The sequence below is a fragment of the Marinobacter zhejiangensis genome (genome assembly GCF_900114775.1).
Classification (GTDB): domain Bacteria; phylum Pseudomonadota; class Gammaproteobacteria; order Pseudomonadales; family Oleiphilaceae; genus Marinobacter; species Marinobacter zhejiangensis.
Genome location: NZ_FOUE01000001.1, coordinates 358788 through 374469, shown reverse-complemented (window position 1 = coordinate 374469; position 15682 = coordinate 358788). Strand labels below are relative to the sequence as shown.

Genomic DNA, 15682 nt, shown 5'->3' with positions numbered 1-15682 from the left:
ATCGCTCTACCGTCCTCTGGCTGGTGCCGCCCTTCAGCTTCTGGGGCGGCGATCCCCTTCCAGAAAGTTCGCCACGAACACCGCCTTGCCATAACGCTCGAAAGACCACTTCAGGGTGTCCGAAAGCACCCGCATGACCTCATCAAACTCGCCGAACACCTGGGTACTCATCCGGTTCGGGTAGACCTCCAGACCAGACGCCTGCAAATGGGCAATCACCTCCTTGATCGGTGGCTTGTAGTCGTCGGTTAGCGGGTAGTAGCTGAGTTGTACAGACAGATACATGGTGTGCCTCCAGGAATATAGGACCGTCGTTTCCATGATGGCCCACAAGTGGGTGGGGTCAACCGGTTTGAAACCATAGCCACCTGATTTCCGAAACCAGTCACTCAACCAGTGAAAACGAGACTGTGTACGCTGAAGTAAAGGCTGGGCTCCCTATAATGGGCGCGCTTTTTAAAATACATGTCCATGGAGGGACATAATGATGAACCGCTATCATTTCGCTAGCGTGGTTTGGCTTATTGCTGTTCTCGTCGGCCTTACAGGCTGTGCCCAGAAGCCGCTGCAGGTTGAGCCCAGCCTGGGAGATCAACGTTTATATACGATTCAGCGGCACAGTGAGTTGGAGACAACGAACCTTTTCGGTCGCCCAACTCGTATTCCAGCCTTGCTGACCATGCAGCTGCAAGCGGAGGTTTCTGGCACCGGGCCTGAGGGGGTTACGCTAACCACCTCAAGCATGGCCAGCCGACTGGAAGTGCGGCAAAGGTTGGTCTTTGATTCGGAGCGCACCGATGGCGAGTTAGCCGCGGTTGAGGCTCTGGCGCGGGCGCTCATGACTGGTACGGTTGAGCAGGTGTCCCCTGGCGGGGAGGTCGTGGGCTTTTCCATGGTGGATGAGCCCGCCTGGCAGCAGTTAAGGGAATCGAGGCGGGAGCCGGAGTGGTTGCTGGAAGAGTTCCAGCGTGGAATGAGTCTGTTTGCGGTTTTTAAACCACAGCTGCCTGAGCAGGCATTGGACGTCGGGGCCACCTGGATCTCTGAGGAAACCCGTTTCGGCGGTGCTGTTTTTCCTGCCTTGGAGTACCGAGTTACTCAGGTGCTGGAAGAATCTGTCATCCTCGAATTCACCGGTGTGCCGGGTACTGCCGGTGACGGCAGCCAGGGCTATCTGGAGCTGGAAATTGGCACCGGTTGGCCACGCCGTGCACAAGCCCGTCTCACGATGCTGGTAGAGTCCAAGGGCGAGACAGTCCCAATGACCAGCAGGGTCGCACTGCAGCAGAGTGGGCTGCGTCCGGCCCTCAATCTGGCCGTGACCGACGACTTTCTCCATCGTCTAAAACTGGCAATGGCGCCCATGCCCATCGATATGACCAGTGATCGTGCACGGGGGGTCCTGCCGCCACCAGAGCAGTTTGCAATCGACGATCTGGTCGAGCAGTTCGATCGCTCCCTGTTATGGTTTGACGAACGGAATGACGCCGGCGCACGGGGCTTGAATGCGGACGTGCGATCATCGGCAGACAGGTATGTTGATTACACCGTAGATGCGGTCAGGGCTAAATCTGGCCCTGGTGCTTCTGAGGTCAGTACACTGCAGGTTAATCCGGATTTTGACTTTGCCCTTTTGGCTGGTAGCACTCGTCCATACCCTGTGGTTCGGGTTCCCTTTGTACTTTCTGCGATGACTCCGGAGCTGGCCGCCGATATCCAGGCATTCGAACTGGATGTGACGCTGGCCGTGCCAGGGAATCTGGTCACGGTTTCACTCAAGCCGGATACCCCAATCGTAAGGGTAGAGGAAACGGACCTCGACGTTGTCGTCGAGGAGTGGTCTGCCAACCGAGTTCTCTTGAAGCTGCGCCAGAGTGAGGGATTCCTGCCTTCTGACCCACTGGGTCGGGTCCTATTAATGCCTACGGGTGCCAATGGTGAGCCGTTAGACAGGTTCAATGTTCGTATCAGTCATGACTTGCTGGAGCGGTTCGCAGCGGAATATGTCCCCGGAGAACGCAGGAGTGTGGAAGGTTTTGCTGAGTTTGTGCAGGACCAGCTGATAGCGGTGCCGGTTCAGCAGCGCTATGGCGACCTGGTTGTTGAGCTTTGGGCCGATCAACCGATTGACGCATTGAAGGTATTTTCCTATCCGTATTTGCAGGTCTCGCACACCTTTATCGTTCCCAATGCGTCACGAGCCTTGGCGGGCGGGGCTGTTGTCGGTGAGCGTCATTGGATCGGGCAGTCGCGTCTCGATAGGAGCGCTCCCCCGATGAGTATGGATGAGGTTGTTGCCCGGTTGTTCGAGGACGGTCGGTTGACGGTTGAATTACCCCGGGAGTTTGATCCACGTTGCTCCATATCGGTCGATGGAGAATCTGACTACCAGGGGAATTCGCTGACGTTTAACAGCAGTTATGAGAGGGAAACCGATAAAATCGTCTACGCGCTGACGGCTGGAAACAGAGAGCGCTATTTCCATAATTTTGATGTTGATGTGGTCGCTCGGTGTGCAACTGAGATTGAAACGCTGAAGGGCCCCGTTGATACCTTGGATGGCCTTGAGCAGATTGACCAGCATACCGTTCAGGTTTCTTCGGACGTCTTGCAAGACCTCCAGCGCCTTCGTGGGTTGAAGAATTACGAAGGCATTCCCATCGCGGCATTCAATACGAATGGGGAGTATCTTCAGGCCGTTACAACGGCGGAGGAGCTGATGGGGGCTGATAGCCGTGAACCATTCAATGTCAGGTTCTGGGGACCAATCGCGAACGTGGAATACCCCCGCATCCTTACCGAAAACAGCAACAGCTATCAGGTGTCTTTCCCAGCAAAAGCCCCTGAGTCGATTCAGTAGGGGCTCGAAAACCAGCGCAGGTATGAGCGCCTGCGCTGGATCTTCATTTTTACTGCACGTTCTCCTGTTCACCGAACTTGTCGGCAAACAGTGCTGAGGACAGGTAGCGCTCGGCGGAGTCGGGCAGGATCACCACGATGTTCTTGCCTTTATGCTCGGGCTGCTGGCCAACCCGCACGGCGGCGGCAACGGCAGCACCACAGGAAATACCGGCGAGGATGCCTTCTTCCTGCATCAGGCGGTGCGCCATCTCAATGGCCTCATCGTTGCCGACGGTTTCAACCTGATCCACCAGACTGAGGTCCAGGTTCTTCGGAACAAAGCCTGCGCCAATGCCCTGGATCTTGTGGGGTGCTGGTTTCAGCTCGTCGCCGTTGCGAGCCTGGGTGATGATGGGGGAGTCCACCGGCTCAACCGCCACCGTGGTGATGGCCTTGCCCTCGGTTTGCTTGATGTAGCGGGAAACGCCGGTGAGGGTACCGCCGGTGCCCACGCCGGAGACGAATACATCAACCGCACCGTCGGTGTCATTCCAGATTTCCGGCCCCGTGGTTTTCTCATGGATCTCGGGGTTTGCCGGGTTTTCAAACTGCTGTGGCATGAAGTTGTTGGCCGGATCCTCGGCCACCAGTTCCTCGGCGCGGGCAATGGCGCCGGGCATGCCTTTGGCTGGCTCTGTCAGCACCAGCTCTGCCCCCAGGGCCTTCAACACCTTCCGGCGCTCCAGGCTCATCGACGCCGGCATGGTCAGTTTGAGCTTGTAACCCCGGGCCGCGGCAACGTAGGCCAGGGCAATGCCGGTGTTACCACTGGTGGGCTCGATGATGGTCATACCGGGCTTCAGTACACCGCGCTTTTCAGCATCCCAGATCATGGCAGCACCGATACGGCACTTCACCGAATAGGCGGGGTTGCGACCCTCGATCTTGGCCCAGATGGTGGCGCCGTCGTTCACCCGGTTGAGTTTGATCAACGGGGTGTTGCCAATGGACATTGAATTGTCTTCGTAGATCCGAGCCATGGTGGTCTCCTTGTTTATGGTCGCGGTGTCAGTGTCCCCTGGAGGTGCAGGGGCGAAATGACCTAACTTTAGCGCTTATTGGGTGAATGTCCCAGCGACGTTGGCGCGGGGATTACTGTTGCTGTAGCCAGGCGCCGAGTTGTGCTGCGGACATGGCGCCGCTCTGGCGCGCCACTTCGCGGCCATTGCGGAACAGGATCAGGGTCGGAATGCTGCGAATGGCGAAGCGGGCGGATGTCTGTTGAGCCTGTTCGGTGTTGACCTTGGCGAAGGCGACCTTGCCGGCCCAGGTGCGCGCGGCGGCCTGGAATTCCGGGGCCATGGCCTGGCAGGGACCGCACCAGCTGGCCCAGAAATCCACCAGAACCGGCAGGTCTGACTTGCCGGTGAAGTTCGCAAAACCGGCGTCGGTCAGGTCGGCGATATCGCCACTGGCCAGTGCCTGTTTACAGGCTCCGCAGTTGGGGCGGTCGCCGATCCGCTGCGGCGGCACACGGTTACTCCGCTGGCAATGGGGGCACACAATGTGGGTGGCTTCGGTCATGGCTGATCTCCTTCCGTCAGTTCCTTATTTCTGGGCACGGCCAGGGCCAATATCAAGGGCATGGTGGCGCGATCAGCGCCAGCGGATCAGGCAGCCACCCCGAAAATGGTAACGCCCGGTCTCTTCACCGCGACGTTCATACACCCACCACTGGCCATCCTGCCGTTCCGGATCGCCCAGGATGTAGCGCACCTGGGCTTCGCTCATGCCTTCCTGGATCCGTTTTTGCACCCGAAAGCGGCGCAGGTCGGAGGACTGGATGTAGCCAGCGGGGCAGCCGGTGTTCGCTGAAGAGCGATCTGCCCTGGCGGGTGGTTGGTAAAAGTCGACCTGGGTGCCCTGGTCGAGCCGGCCTCCGGTGCGTACCGGGTCTACCTCAATGGTACGGGCATTGTCCCCGCAGGGCGTATCGCTGAATACAGTGTGGCCCTGAGCCTGGCACTGGTAAATGGTCGCCAGCGCAGTGGGTGTTATGGCCATCATCATGGCAAAGGCCACCGTCGCGGTGGCCCGGGTTTTATGGTGCATCCTGCATCTCCTGCCCAATCCGTGGGCTTGTGTGAAGGGGGATTAGCTGACTTTCCGGCCGGTATAGTCGGAAAAGTCCGGTTTGCCGGGCGTATGCTCGGTATCGGTCATGTAGCGGGACGACAGGATAAACTCGGCACTGGCCCGGTTACAGGCCACCGGGATGTTCCACAGGGCGGCAATACGCAGCAGGGCCTTGATGTCGGGGTCGTGGGGTTGGGGTTCCAGCGGGTCCCAGAAGAACACCAGCAGGTCGATCTCGCCTTCGGCAATCTTGGCGCCGATTTGCTGGTCGCCGCCGAGGGGGCCACTGAGCAGGCAGTGAATGTCGTCCCGCCCCAGGCGCTCGGACAGCAGGCGGCCGGTGGTGCCGGTGGCGTATAATCGCAAGGGGGCAAACTGGTCACTGTTTTTGTAGGCCCAGTCAACCAGGTCCTTTTTCTTGTTATCGTGGGCGACAAGGGCAACAGATTGGACAGCCATGTTGGGTAACGACTCCTGATCGAAGGTTAAAACGCCAGTGTTTCACAACCGCTTCCGCGGTGAAACCGCTAAGGACAGAGAATGACAGCAGACAGCAGCATTGATTGGGCTTCCACAACGGCGGCGGTGTGGCGTCGTCACCGCCAGGGGCTGCGCGCCATCCGCCGGCTGGACCCGGTGCAGTGGCACGAGCTGACCGGGATTGAGCGCCAGCAGGCGGCGCTGGCCCGCAACACCGAGCGCTTCATCAACGGAGAGCCGTCCAACAACGCCCTGCTTTGGGGCGCCCGTGGTACCGGAAAATCGTCTTTGATCAAGGCGCTGCTGAACCGTTATCACGGCGATGGCCTGCGCATCATCGAAGTGGACAAGGATGACCTGGTGAACCTGCCAGAGATCGTCGATGACCTCTGGGATCTCCCGTACCGCTTTGTCATCTTCTCCGACGACCTCTCTTTCGAGACCGGTGAGTCTGCCTATAAGGCGCTGAAGAGTGTCCTGGAAGGCTCATTGGAACTGCCGCCGGAGAACGTTCGTGTTTACGCCACCTCCAACCGTCGCCACCTGATGCCGGAGTACATGGCTGACAATCTCAACAGTCGGGTCCGTGATGGCGAGCTGCACCCGGCCGAGGCGATTGAGGAGCAGGTGTCGCTGGCCGACCGGTTTGGCCTCCAGCTGTCGTTCTACCCGTTTTCTCAGGATGTCTACCTGGCGGCTGTGGATGCCCTGTTTCCAGACGTCGCTGATCGCACCGAGCTGCACCGTCAGGCCATCCGCTTTGCGACCGGGCGCGGCGTGCGCAGTGGCCGCACCGCCCAGCAGTTCTATCGACAGTATTCCGGGCCTGACACCGGCGAATAAAGAGCTGGACCGGGCTATTCCCGCCGCGCCATTTTGATGAAGCGGTGATGGATGGCACGGATGCCAAGGAATACCGTCAGCAGGATAACCGGGATGGCAATGCCCAGGATCAGGGTCTTGTTGAAATGGATGCCGGCGTCGTGGGCGGCGTCCATGGCCAGTTTGAGCAGGCTGACCAGGTAGTAGCTGATGGCCACCACGGAGAAACCTTCCACGGTGTGCTGCATCATCAGCTGGATCTTGGAGCGGCGGTCCATGGAACTGAGCAGCTCCTGGTTCTGGCTCTGGATGGCCAGTTCGACCCGTGTCCGCATCATGTCGGAGGCACGGTCAACACGCCGCGACAGGTCTTCCAGGCGGTCACCGACGGATTCGCAGGTTTTGACCGCCGGGGTCAGCCGCCGGGTCATGAATTCGGTGATGGTCAGGTGTCCGGACAGCTCGTCTTCCCGCAACTCTTCCAGCCGGGTCAGTACCAGGCGGTGATAAGCCCGGGTGGCCGAGAAACGGAAGGTGGAGCGGGCCCGGTAGGCCTCGATGCGGGCGGCGATCTGGGTCAGCTCCGCCAGAATTTCTTTTTCGTCGACGTTCTGGTTTTCTGACAGCGCCTGGGTAATCACCGCGAGCTGCTGATCCATCTCGTTCAGGTTCGGCGTAATCTCCCGCGCCAGCGGCAATGCCAGCAGGGACATCAACCGGTAGGTCTCAATTTCGATAAGACGCTGACTCAAACGTCCTAGCTGGCTGTTGGACAGGCTGCTGTTCAGCACCATGAATCGGCCAAAATCGTCGCTATGGAGTTTGAAGCTGCCCCACACCCGGGCTTTGCCTTCCTGAGGGCTACTGCCCACCAGGCGTTGACCTTCAAACCAGGGGCGAACCATACCCAGGTCGGTGTTGGGGCCGTTCCTGACCGGTTGCAGATCAAGGTGGAACGCCGCCACCACCGTCCCCGCAAGTCGATCCAACCAGCCCTTGGGCAACAGCGAAATCGCCGGGTTGCTGAACGGTTCATGGGGTTCCCTGGGCGCCAGGTCGATGAACGTGTAGGCGGTGAACTCCATGTGCATTTCCCGCCGTACCCTCAGGTTGCCAAACGTGGCCTCAAAACAGCTGGCATCCTGCGCCGGTGCCGTTTCCTCCAGCAGTTCGTGAAGTTCCTGCAGATGGTGGAACTGGGCTTCGCGCTCCTCAGGGGTGGTGAGCAGGGCGATGTGGGTCACCTGGGCCGGGCAGGGCAGAATCTGGAATGGCCGGGAGTGCAGCTCGTTGTAGAGTTCGGCCCTGAGTGGGTGTAGGGCTATGTTGGGTAGCTGTCGGTTCACTGGGAGTTCCTATCAGGAGTAAGACGCGCTCACTCTACAGACCTTAAGGCATCGCCACGTCTGGCTGAAGACGACCAGTGTCGTACGACTTTATGACACCGGTTCTTTCGGGGGGAGCACGTTAGGCGATCGGAAGCGACCTGGCAAGTGCCAACCGGTCGCTACCTGCTCCAATCAGTGGCGTGGCAGTCGTATGGTGAAGGCAACGCCATTGTGTTCATTGCTGGCACGGGCTTCGCCCCGGTGGTGCTCTGCAATCAACCGGACGATTAGGAGGCCCTGCCCGAGGTGTCCTTCCGCCTGACCGGTGCGCAGGGACACGAAGGGGTTGAAGATTTCGCTGGCGAGGTGGTCCGGCAGGGACGACCCTTCGTTAAAGACTGACAGCTCGTAATGGTCGCCCTGATCGCTGACCCGGACTTCAATCAGGCCATCATCCGGGGTGAAATCGCGGGCGTTATCCACCAGTTTGTCGAGCATCTGTACCAGCAGTTCCGGGGAACCGTGCAAGTGACAGCCGGATGCCGGTCCCTGATAGCGGATGCGGTGACCCGGGTCCAGGCTCTGGTAGGCGGCGGAGGCTTGTGCGGCAACTTCAGCGAGGTCGAAGTCTTCGTGCTCGGCGTGATCGAAGCTCTGCTCCAGCCGTGCCGCTTCACTCATGCCCTGAAGGATCTGGCTGAGCCGGTCAGTCGCCTGGCCTACGCGTTCCAGATAGGCCTTCTGGTCGGCATCGGTGTCGGTGTGGGACAGGTTTTCCAGCGATGACCTGACGATCGCCACTGGGGTTTTCAGCTCATGGGAGAGCCGGCGGGAAAAACTTTCCAGGTATTCGGTATAGCCCTGGAGCTTATCGATCATCTGGCGGAACTGGCGGGACAGTTCGCCCAGCTCGTCCTGGGCACGGGCTTCCGGCATGGCAGCAACGATGCGGCCATCGGCATCCACACTGGCGTTAACGGCCCGCTGAAGCCGGGTGATGCGCAGGGACAGCCAGCTGGAATAACCCAGCAGCACCAGCATCAGTACGATCACCAACAGTGTGCTGCGGGCAATCACCGTGCCCAGGGTGCTGCCGGACAAGGTCAGCAGTTGATCCAGGGACTGGGTCAGGATCAGCAGGCGGCCATCCGGCAGCGGCTGGGTAGTCATCAGGGCCGGTCCGTACTCGGTGCGGACCAGGCCGCTGGCAGGTAGCTGGGTCCGTAGCTGGCGGTTATCCTGCATTAGGTAAGCCACCGGCTTGGGCTGGTAAAGCCTGACCAGGGTCCGCAGGCCATTCAGACTGATACGTTCGGCAATGTCCAGCGGGCTGAGGCTGTTGAAGTCCGGTGTGGTATCCGGTGCCGGGGACTGGTTGCGGGCGATCACCCAGCCACTGGGATCCAGTGCCACCGATTGCTGACCGGGGTCGAGATAGTTCGACAGGGCGCTTTCCAGCGGCAAGGAGCGGGTGACCAGCCTTGGCAGGGGGCTGGTGCCGGTGCCGCCGGCGCTGTGGATAACTCCGTGGCTGTCCGGGCGCTCTACGGTGAAACCAAAGCCGCCATTGGCGTCGGGGCGGGGCAGCTGGAGTTCAACCTGGTAACCACTGCCGTGAGCCTGCCACACCCCCCGCACGTGGTAATCGGGCTGTGGCCGCAGGTCGTCGAACCAGCCAAACACCGGGCCAGGGGCCGGGGTACGGATGATTCGCTCATGGCGCTCGCCCTGTTGCTCCCAGGTTAGCCGGAGGTGCTCAAATGGACGCTCCGGTTGGCCAAGGTCGAAATACACCGGGTTGGGGTTGTTGACCCGTAGCAGCAGGAACAGGTGGTCGCCTTTGACGCCCAGCTGCCAGCTGATGGGGTCGCGCCGGACAGTGGGCTGCTCGTCGGCAAAATCTTCCTCATAGCCGGGCCAGTCGTCGCCATAGCCGTCGAGATTGGCGGTTTTATCCAGCCGGTTGGCGTAGAGGGTCGGCGTGTCTGGCCCCGGGGGCATATCGTCGTAGAGCACCGCAGCGGCTGTACCGGCAATACGTTGGGACTGACTGTGCATCTGCTGTAACGCCTGGTGGCGCAGGGCATCGTCCAGCTCCAGTACAAATTGCAGGCCCAGCCAGGGAATCAGCAGGGTCAGTAGGCTGGCGATCAGTAACTGGCGTTTCAGCGACAAGGCTCAGACCTCATGGGCGTTCCAGCGGTAGCCCATGCCATAGGCGGTCTGGATGCCGTCAAAGTCATTGTCGGCGTCCAGGAACTTGCGGCGGATGCGTTTGACGTGCGAGGTCACGGTGTTGGGGTCCAGGTAGGTGTTGGCCGCCGCCATGAGCTGGTCACGGTTGCGTACGTGGCCGGGGTGTTTGACCAGTGAGTGCAGCATCCAGAACTCGGTCACCGTCAGCTCAATGGGCAGACCTTGCCACTCCGCCGTCATGCGGTCCACGTTAAGGCTGAGGCGGCCCCGTTGCAGCAGTTCGTCCGGTTGCTTCAGGGCCTGGGTCCAGGCCTGGGTGCGGCGTAGCAGGGCGGTGATGCGGGCCAGCAGATGGTCCAGGCTCATGTCCTTGGTGACGTAATCGTCGGCCCCCAGGCGCAGACCGTACACCGTGTCCACATCGCTGTCGCGGGCGGTCAGGAAGATAATCGGCAGGGTGGCGGACAATTGACGGAGATCCTGGCACAGCGCGAAGCCGCCATCGGGCTCATCGCCCAGTCCCACATCAATGATCGCCAGATCCGGCAGCTGGGTGCGCAGGGCCTGGAACGCATTGCCCCGGTCCGCATAGGCCGACACGCTGAAACCCCGGCGTTCCAGGGCATCACGGTAGTTTTCACGGATGGCGTGTTCGTCTTCGACAAGGGCGATGTGCTGTTTCATGGCGGGTGTTGGGTCCGGTGACGGTTACTCACTGATTGCCCGTAAGTTTTAACCAACTGGCGGGGGCACACAAGAGGTCATGGCGGATTGCCATAATTCATCAGATTTCGATCCGCTTTGATACCGAATCGGCCACAGGATTGCCGGATCCGGACGTTGAAATGGTAGCCATACCACCCACAACGCAAGGATTCGGACCATGCTGCTCTCCCTCGAGTCGTCCAGACGTACCGGCAACTGTGCTGGAAACCACCGCGACCAGAGCCCCCGCCAACGCACCACTCGCCCGGTGTGCCAACGCCCCTTCCGTCGGCCGCTGCACCGGGGCACGGAAGCCCTGGGTCTCTGGCTGGCAATGGCTCTGCTTCTGTTTGTCCAGCCGCTGTATTCCGAGGCCAGCCCGATGGAGGCGGAAGGCACCGGAGCCTTTCATTTTGTCGGCGAGGATGGTCAATGGCAGGCGCCTGCGACCTTGTTGACCACCGAGTACCAGGTAACGGTCAGTGGCCTGATCGCCGATACCCGCCTGGTCCAGCACTTCGCCAACACCAGCCAGCAATGGCGGGAAGGGGTGTATGTGTTTCCGCTGCCGGACAATGCCAGTGTTTACGGGATGACCATGAAGGCCGGTGAGCGGGTGATCGTCGGTGAAATCCATACCCGTCAGGAGGCTGACCGCCAGTATGAAACCGCCCGCCGCGAAGGGCGTCAGGCTGCGAAGGTGGAGCAGCAGCGTCCCAACCTGTTCACCACCCGACTGGCGAACATCCCGCCCGGGGAAACGGTGTCGGTGGAGCTGCAGTACCAGCAGTCCGTGCGTTATCAGTCGGGAGAGTTTGAGCTTCAACTGCCCACCACACTGACGCCCCGTTACATGCCGGGCGAGCCGCTGGTGGAACGGGAAACGGCCTGGCAGGGCGGCTGGGCAACGCCCACGACGGAGGTGCCGGATGCCGACAAGATCAGCCCGTTCACCGTGCGTGAAGGCGATGTGCCCAGTGGCAGTCACCGGGCACAGGTTCAGCTGACCCTGAATGCCGGTTTGCCGATTGCCACCGTCACCAGCCCAAGCCATGCCGTCAACGCCGTATGGAACGGTGCCGAAGTGTCGGTAACCCCCCAGGAAGGTGACATCCTGATGGATCGGGATCTGATTGTCCGCTGGGCGCCGGTGCGTGGCCAGGAACCCTCGGCAGCCCTGTTTCACCAGAATTGGCAGGGTGAGGATTACCTGTTGGCGATGCTGGTGCCGGGGATGAGCGGACGTCAGTCGCTGCCGCGGGAACTGATCTTTGTCATTGATACCTCCGGTTCGATGGCCGGGGCCTCCATTCGCCAGGCCAAGGCGTCGCTGCTGAAAGGGTTGGATACCCTCAATGCCGGCGATCGCTTTAACGTTATCCAGTTCAACAGTCAGATCGAGACGCTGTTCAGGTTCGCCCGTCCGGCGGATGCCGAAAACCTGGCCAGTGCCCGTCGTTATGTTCAGAGCCTGGAAGCCAACGGAGGTACGGAAATGGCTCCGGCGCTGGATAGGGCTCTGCGCCAGAACCACCGGGAGGCGGAGGGGGAAGAGGCCGGTCGCTACGTCCGCCAGGTGGTGTTCATGACCGACGGCGCCGTCGGTAACGAGCAGGGCCTGTTCCGCCAGATCAGCCAGCAGCTGGGAGACAGCCGTCTGTTCACGGTGGGCATTGGCTCGGCGCCAAACATGCATTTCATGCGGGAAGCGGCCCGGTTCGGTCGAGGCACCTACACTGCCATCAATGACCTGGGGGCTGTGTCGGCACCGCTGGATGAATTGTTCCGGAAAATGGAGTCGCCGGTCATGACGGCAATCCAGACCCGCTGGCCCGATGGGTTCAATGCCAGCGAAGCGCTGCCGCAACGACCGGGTGACCTGTTTCTGGGTGAGCCGATGGTTCAGGTGGTCCGGGGGCGTCTGAACGGCGGCGAACTGGTGGCCAGCGGTCGCCTGCCGGATGGCAGTGAATGGCAGCAGCGGATGGCCCTGGACCATGCGGCTGAAGCCGAAGGATTGCACCGATTCTGGGCGCGCGCACGCATCGACAGTCTGATGGATCAGTCGCTGTCCGGTCAGGTGTCGGAGGATGTGCGTGGCGAAATCACCGGTCTTGGCCTCGCTCATCAGCTGGTAACCCGCTACACCAGTTTTGTGGCAGTGGACAAGACTCCGGTTCGTCCCCTGGATGAAGACCTGGAAACCGAGTCGGTGCCGACCCTGCTGCCGCAGGGCAGTGCGGCGAGCATGTTGAGGTATCCGCAGACCGCCACCTGGTGGCCGCTGTTGACCGCGACCGGTTTGCTTGGACTGATGTTTGCCAGTGCAGTGTTGATGTTGCAGCGGAGGGTGTGGGCATGAAAGTGATGATTGCCATAGCCTTTAGCATCTCGGGCATGATGTTAGCGGTGGGCCTGTGGATACCGGCCAAGGCTCTGCTTGCTCAGGAACTGCTTGAAATGGCGTGGGCGGAAAGTCAGGCGCGGCGGGTGGATACCCGCCCCTGGCCCTGGGCCGACACCTGGCCGGTGGCCCGGTTGGCATTGCCTGAAAACGGTCTGTCCTGGATTGTTCTCAATGGAGTCCATGGCGAAAGCCTGGCCTTTGGCCCGGGACAGGCGACCCCGGCATCGGATGATGTCGGGCCGGTGATGATTGCGGGTCATCGGGATACCCATTTTCGTGCTCTGGAAGCGGTTGAAACCGGCACTCACATTCAGTTGCAACAGCGGGACGGAGACTGGCGGGAATACCAGGTGGTGGATATCCGGGTGGTGGACAGCCGTCGGGAATTCATCGACCTGGCCAATACCCCGCCAGACCGGTTGTTGCTGGTCACCTGTTACCCCTTTGACAGCCTCAACAGTAACGGCCCCCTGCGCTATGTGGTGGAGGCCCGGCGCCAGAAAACGTCGGAACACGCTGTAACGGACACCTGAATGGATTTGGCGTACACTTGTGCGCCTTATCGGTTTTTCAGGTAGTTATGATGGGATTTGTACGTAAATTTCTGGCCTGGCTGACGGTGCCGGTGGTCTGTCTGGTTGGCCTGGTCATTTGCCTGGCGCGCCCCTTCAACCCGAACAATAACCGTGTGCTTGGCCGCTGGCTGGCATACACCGGTCGCTGCATTCTTGGCCTGAAACGGCCGATCGAAGGTCGTGAACTCATTCCCCAGAATCGCCCGACGGTTCTCATCGCCAACCACCAGCACAACGATGACCTCTTTGTCCTGGGTGACCTGCTACCGCCGCGAACCGTGACCGTTGGCAAATCGATCCTGGCCTGGGCCCCATTCTTCGGCCAAGTGTTCTGGCTTGGCGGCAATGTGCTGATTAACCGGTCCAAATCCCATCAGGCGGTCGCCGCCATGCAGGCCACCACCGAAGCCATATCCCGCGAGCACAAAAGCGTCTGGATTTTCCCCGAAGGTACCCGCAGTCACGGCAAGGGACTGGGGCGTTTCAAGAAAGGTGCCTTCCATGCGGCAGTCAGCTCCGGTGCCCCGATTACCATGATCTGCGCCGGTCACTATTCCGGCAAGACTTCCGCAGTCAGTGGCCGCTATGAGGCGGTCAGGGTGCGGGTGCTGCCGGTGCTGGAAACCGCAGGCCTGACAGTGGATGATATCCCTGATCTGATGGAGCGCTGCCGCGCCCAGATGGAAGCGGCCATTGCGGAACTGTCACCAAACTGAGCGGCAACAACAGACACGTAAGGAGAAAGGTATGATGGGACTGATTCTGTTTCTGATCATTGGTGGTGTGGCCGGCTGGCTGGCCGGTTTGATCATGAAGGGGCGGGGCTTTGGCGCCCTTGCCAACATCGGTATCGGCATTGTCGGGTCGGTGATCGGCGGTTTCGTATTTCGGCTTCTGGGCCTGGCGTCCCAGAGCATGATCGGGGAGCTGGTGACGGCCACTGCCGGGGCGGTGCTGTTGCTCTTTATTGTTGGTAAGTTGAAGAAGGCCTGAGCATGATCCTGCCTGTCACCGCTGTTTTTGCCAGCGTTTGTACGCTGCTGCTGATTATCCTGTCGTTCCGGGTAGCGACGTTCCGTATCAAGTATCGAAAGGGACTCGGGGTCAACGACGACCGGGACTTTGAAGTGGCGGTAAGAACCCAGGCGAATCTGGTGGAGTATGCACCGATCACCCTGGTGTTGATGGCCATCGGAGAGCTTAACGGGGTAACCCTGGAATGGATTTATGGCCTGGGCATGACCTTTGTTATTGGTCGCCTGCTGCATGCCTGGGGCATGGTCAATGGACGGGGTGGGGCCCACAAGGCCCGTTTTGTCGGGATTTTGCTAACCTGGCTGGCAATGCTGGCGTTGGCCATCGCCGTCTTGCTCAACGTCTTCCGGTTCAACGCCTGAACCCCAGAACTCCGGGATCCCGGCCCTGAACAGGGGCCGGAAATCTCGGGGCGTGGCCTGTTACTGAGCTTTGGCCATCTGTTCGCTGCGGTATTCCAGTTCCAGCCGGCGATTGGCGGCGTGATCTTCTGGCAGGGCCAGTGGGCGGCTGCTTCCCCAACCGGTCACCTGGATTTGTGATTCCCTCACACCTTCCTCTTTGAGAATCCTGGCCGCGGCCGAGGCCCGCAGGCGGGACAGGAATGTGTTGTACTCTTCCGCGCCAAAATTATCGGTATGGCCGTGAATCTGAACCGTCATTTCCGGGTGTGCCCTCAGGTACACCGCATGTTGACGCAGGATAGACTGGTCGTCTGCGTTCAGTTGTTGCTTGTCAAAGCCGTAATGGAAACGCAGCCGGTGGGGGCGGCGAGGGGCTTCTGCCAGTTCTTCGATCGCTACCAGGGGCTGGGCATCCAGGTAGGCCGCTTTGGCCAGCAATTCCGGGTTGTCCAGTACGAGAACGGTCATGTCGGCTTCCTCACTCAGGTGGTTCACTGGTTCTTGTTGTTGCTCATCACTATTGGCGGTGCCGGATGAAGCAGCAATTGGCGATTGGTCGATATTCGTGTTGATCTTAGGTGGCATTTCCGCCGTGGCACTGCAACCGACCAGACCGCTGACCAGCAGTACGCCCAGGGCTGAACGCCACTGGGGCCGGGCAGATTGAACTCGATTAATGTGAAATTCCTGTGACATTGCGGATGACTCCCGATGACTTGCTGATATGTGTGGCCGCTCACAGCGGCGTCGTCA

16 protein-coding genes are annotated in these 15682 nt (G+C 60.3%); 7 read left to right on the top strand and 9 right to left on the bottom strand.

Going from position 1 to position 15682, the window contains the following annotated elements; translation table 11 throughout:
* Positions 1 to 33: 33 nt before the first annotated feature.
* On the bottom strand, positions 34 to 285 hold the full coding sequence (locus tag BMZ67_RS01675; protein ID WP_092020179.1) for a YkoF family thiamine/hydroxymethylpyrimidine-binding protein: 252 nt from the start codon (positions 283 to 285) through the stop codon (positions 34 to 36).
* Between the two features lie 199 nt (positions 286 to 484).
* Here BMZ67_RS01675 and BMZ67_RS01670 point away from each other — a divergent pair, with 199 nt between their 5' ends.
* The gene (locus BMZ67_RS01670) at positions 485 to 2860 is read left to right on the top strand and encodes a hypothetical protein (protein ID WP_092020178.1); all 2376 of its coding nucleotides are present in this window, start codon (positions 485 to 487) and stop codon (positions 2858 to 2860) included.
* 49 nt (positions 2861 to 2909) lie between these two features.
* Here BMZ67_RS01670 and cysK read toward each other — a convergent pair whose 3' ends face one another.
* The 4 genes from cysK to BMZ67_RS01650 form a co-directional block, all read right to left on the bottom strand.
* Positions 2910 to 3881 (bottom strand): cysteine synthase A, encoded by a 972-nt coding sequence (gene cysK / locus BMZ67_RS01665; RefSeq protein ID WP_092020177.1) that lies wholly within the window; start codon positions 3879 to 3881, stop codon positions 2910 to 2912.
* Positions 3882 to 3993: 112 nt separating this feature from the next.
* Positions 3994 to 4425 carry a thioredoxin TrxC gene (gene trxC, locus BMZ67_RS01660; RefSeq protein WP_092020176.1) on the bottom strand — a complete coding sequence of 144 codons (432 nt, stop codon included), beginning with the start codon at positions 4423 to 4425 and terminating at the stop codon, positions 3994 to 3996.
* Positions 4426 to 4497: 72 nt separating this feature from the next.
* Positions 4498 to 4953, bottom strand: coding sequence for a DUF4124 domain-containing protein (locus BMZ67_RS01655; RefSeq protein WP_092020175.1), 456 nt, complete (start codon positions 4951 to 4953; stop codon positions 4498 to 4500).
* Positions 4954 to 4995: 42 nt separating this feature from the next.
* Positions 4996 to 5436: a methylglyoxal synthase gene (locus BMZ67_RS01650; RefSeq protein ID WP_092020174.1), complete on the bottom strand. Its 441-nt coding sequence runs from the start codon at positions 5434 to 5436 to the stop codon at positions 4996 to 4998.
* Between the two features lie 81 nt (positions 5437 to 5517).
* Here BMZ67_RS01650 and BMZ67_RS01645 point away from each other — a divergent pair, with 81 nt between their 5' ends.
* Entirely contained in the window at positions 5518 to 6300 is a 783-nt protein-coding gene (locus BMZ67_RS01645; protein WP_092020173.1) for an ATP-binding protein, read from the top strand.
* Between the two features lie 14 nt (positions 6301 to 6314).
* Here BMZ67_RS01645 and BMZ67_RS01640 read toward each other — a convergent pair whose 3' ends face one another.
* The 3 genes from BMZ67_RS01640 to pdsR all read right to left on the bottom strand — a co-directional run bounded on the left by BMZ67_RS01640 (position 6315) and on the right by pdsR (position 10487).
* Positions 6315 to 7625: a DUF3422 family protein gene (locus BMZ67_RS01640; RefSeq protein WP_092020172.1), complete on the bottom strand. Its 1311-nt coding sequence runs from the start codon at positions 7623 to 7625 to the stop codon at positions 6315 to 6317.
* 174 nt (positions 7626 to 7799) lie between these two features.
* Positions 7800 to 9782, bottom strand: coding sequence for an ATP-binding protein (locus tag BMZ67_RS01635; protein ID WP_092020171.1), 1983 nt, complete (start codon positions 9780 to 9782; stop codon positions 7800 to 7802).
* Between the two features lie 3 nt (positions 9783 to 9785).
* Positions 9786 to 10487: a proteobacterial dedicated sortase system response regulator gene (pdsR, locus tag BMZ67_RS01630; protein WP_092020170.1), complete on the bottom strand. Its 702-nt coding sequence runs from the start codon at positions 10485 to 10487 to the stop codon at positions 9786 to 9788.
* A 199-nt stretch (positions 10488 to 10686) separates the two neighbouring features.
* Between pdsR and BMZ67_RS01625 the strand changes: the two genes are divergently transcribed.
* Genes BMZ67_RS01625 through BMZ67_RS01605 form a run of 5 tightly spaced genes read left to right on the top strand, consistent with a single transcriptional unit; the run spans position 10687 to position 14887 of the window.
* A complete protein-coding gene (locus BMZ67_RS01625) occupies positions 10687 to 12870 on the top strand; it encodes a marine proteobacterial sortase target protein (protein WP_092020169.1) in 2184 nt (727 codons plus the stop codon).
* Positions 12867 to 13448 (top strand): class GN sortase, encoded by a 582-nt coding sequence (locus tag BMZ67_RS01620; protein ID WP_092020168.1) that lies wholly within the window; start codon positions 12867 to 12869, stop codon positions 13446 to 13448. Before BMZ67_RS01625 ends, BMZ67_RS01620 begins: the two co-directional genes overlap by 4 nt.
* A gap of 50 nt (positions 13449 to 13498) precedes the next feature.
* Positions 13499 to 14206 carry a lysophospholipid acyltransferase family protein gene (locus tag BMZ67_RS01615; protein WP_092020167.1) on the top strand — a complete coding sequence of 236 codons (708 nt, stop codon included), beginning with the start codon at positions 13499 to 13501 and terminating at the stop codon, positions 14204 to 14206.
* 31 nt (positions 14207 to 14237) lie between these two features.
* The gene (locus tag BMZ67_RS01610) at positions 14238 to 14483 is read left to right on the top strand and encodes a GlsB/YeaQ/YmgE family stress response membrane protein (RefSeq protein WP_245749838.1); all 246 of its coding nucleotides are present in this window, start codon (positions 14238 to 14240) and stop codon (positions 14481 to 14483) included.
* Between the two features lie 2 nt (positions 14484 to 14485).
* Complete coding sequence (locus BMZ67_RS01605; RefSeq protein WP_092020166.1) at positions 14486 to 14887, top strand: MAPEG family protein; 402 nt, start codon at positions 14486 to 14488, stop codon at positions 14885 to 14887.
* A gap of 60 nt (positions 14888 to 14947) precedes the next feature.
* Here BMZ67_RS01605 and BMZ67_RS01600 read toward each other — a convergent pair whose 3' ends face one another.
* Entirely contained in the window at positions 14948 to 15625 is a 678-nt protein-coding gene (locus BMZ67_RS01600) for an OmpA family protein (protein WP_245749837.1), read from the bottom strand.
* Positions 15626 to 15682 lie beyond the last annotated feature (57 nt).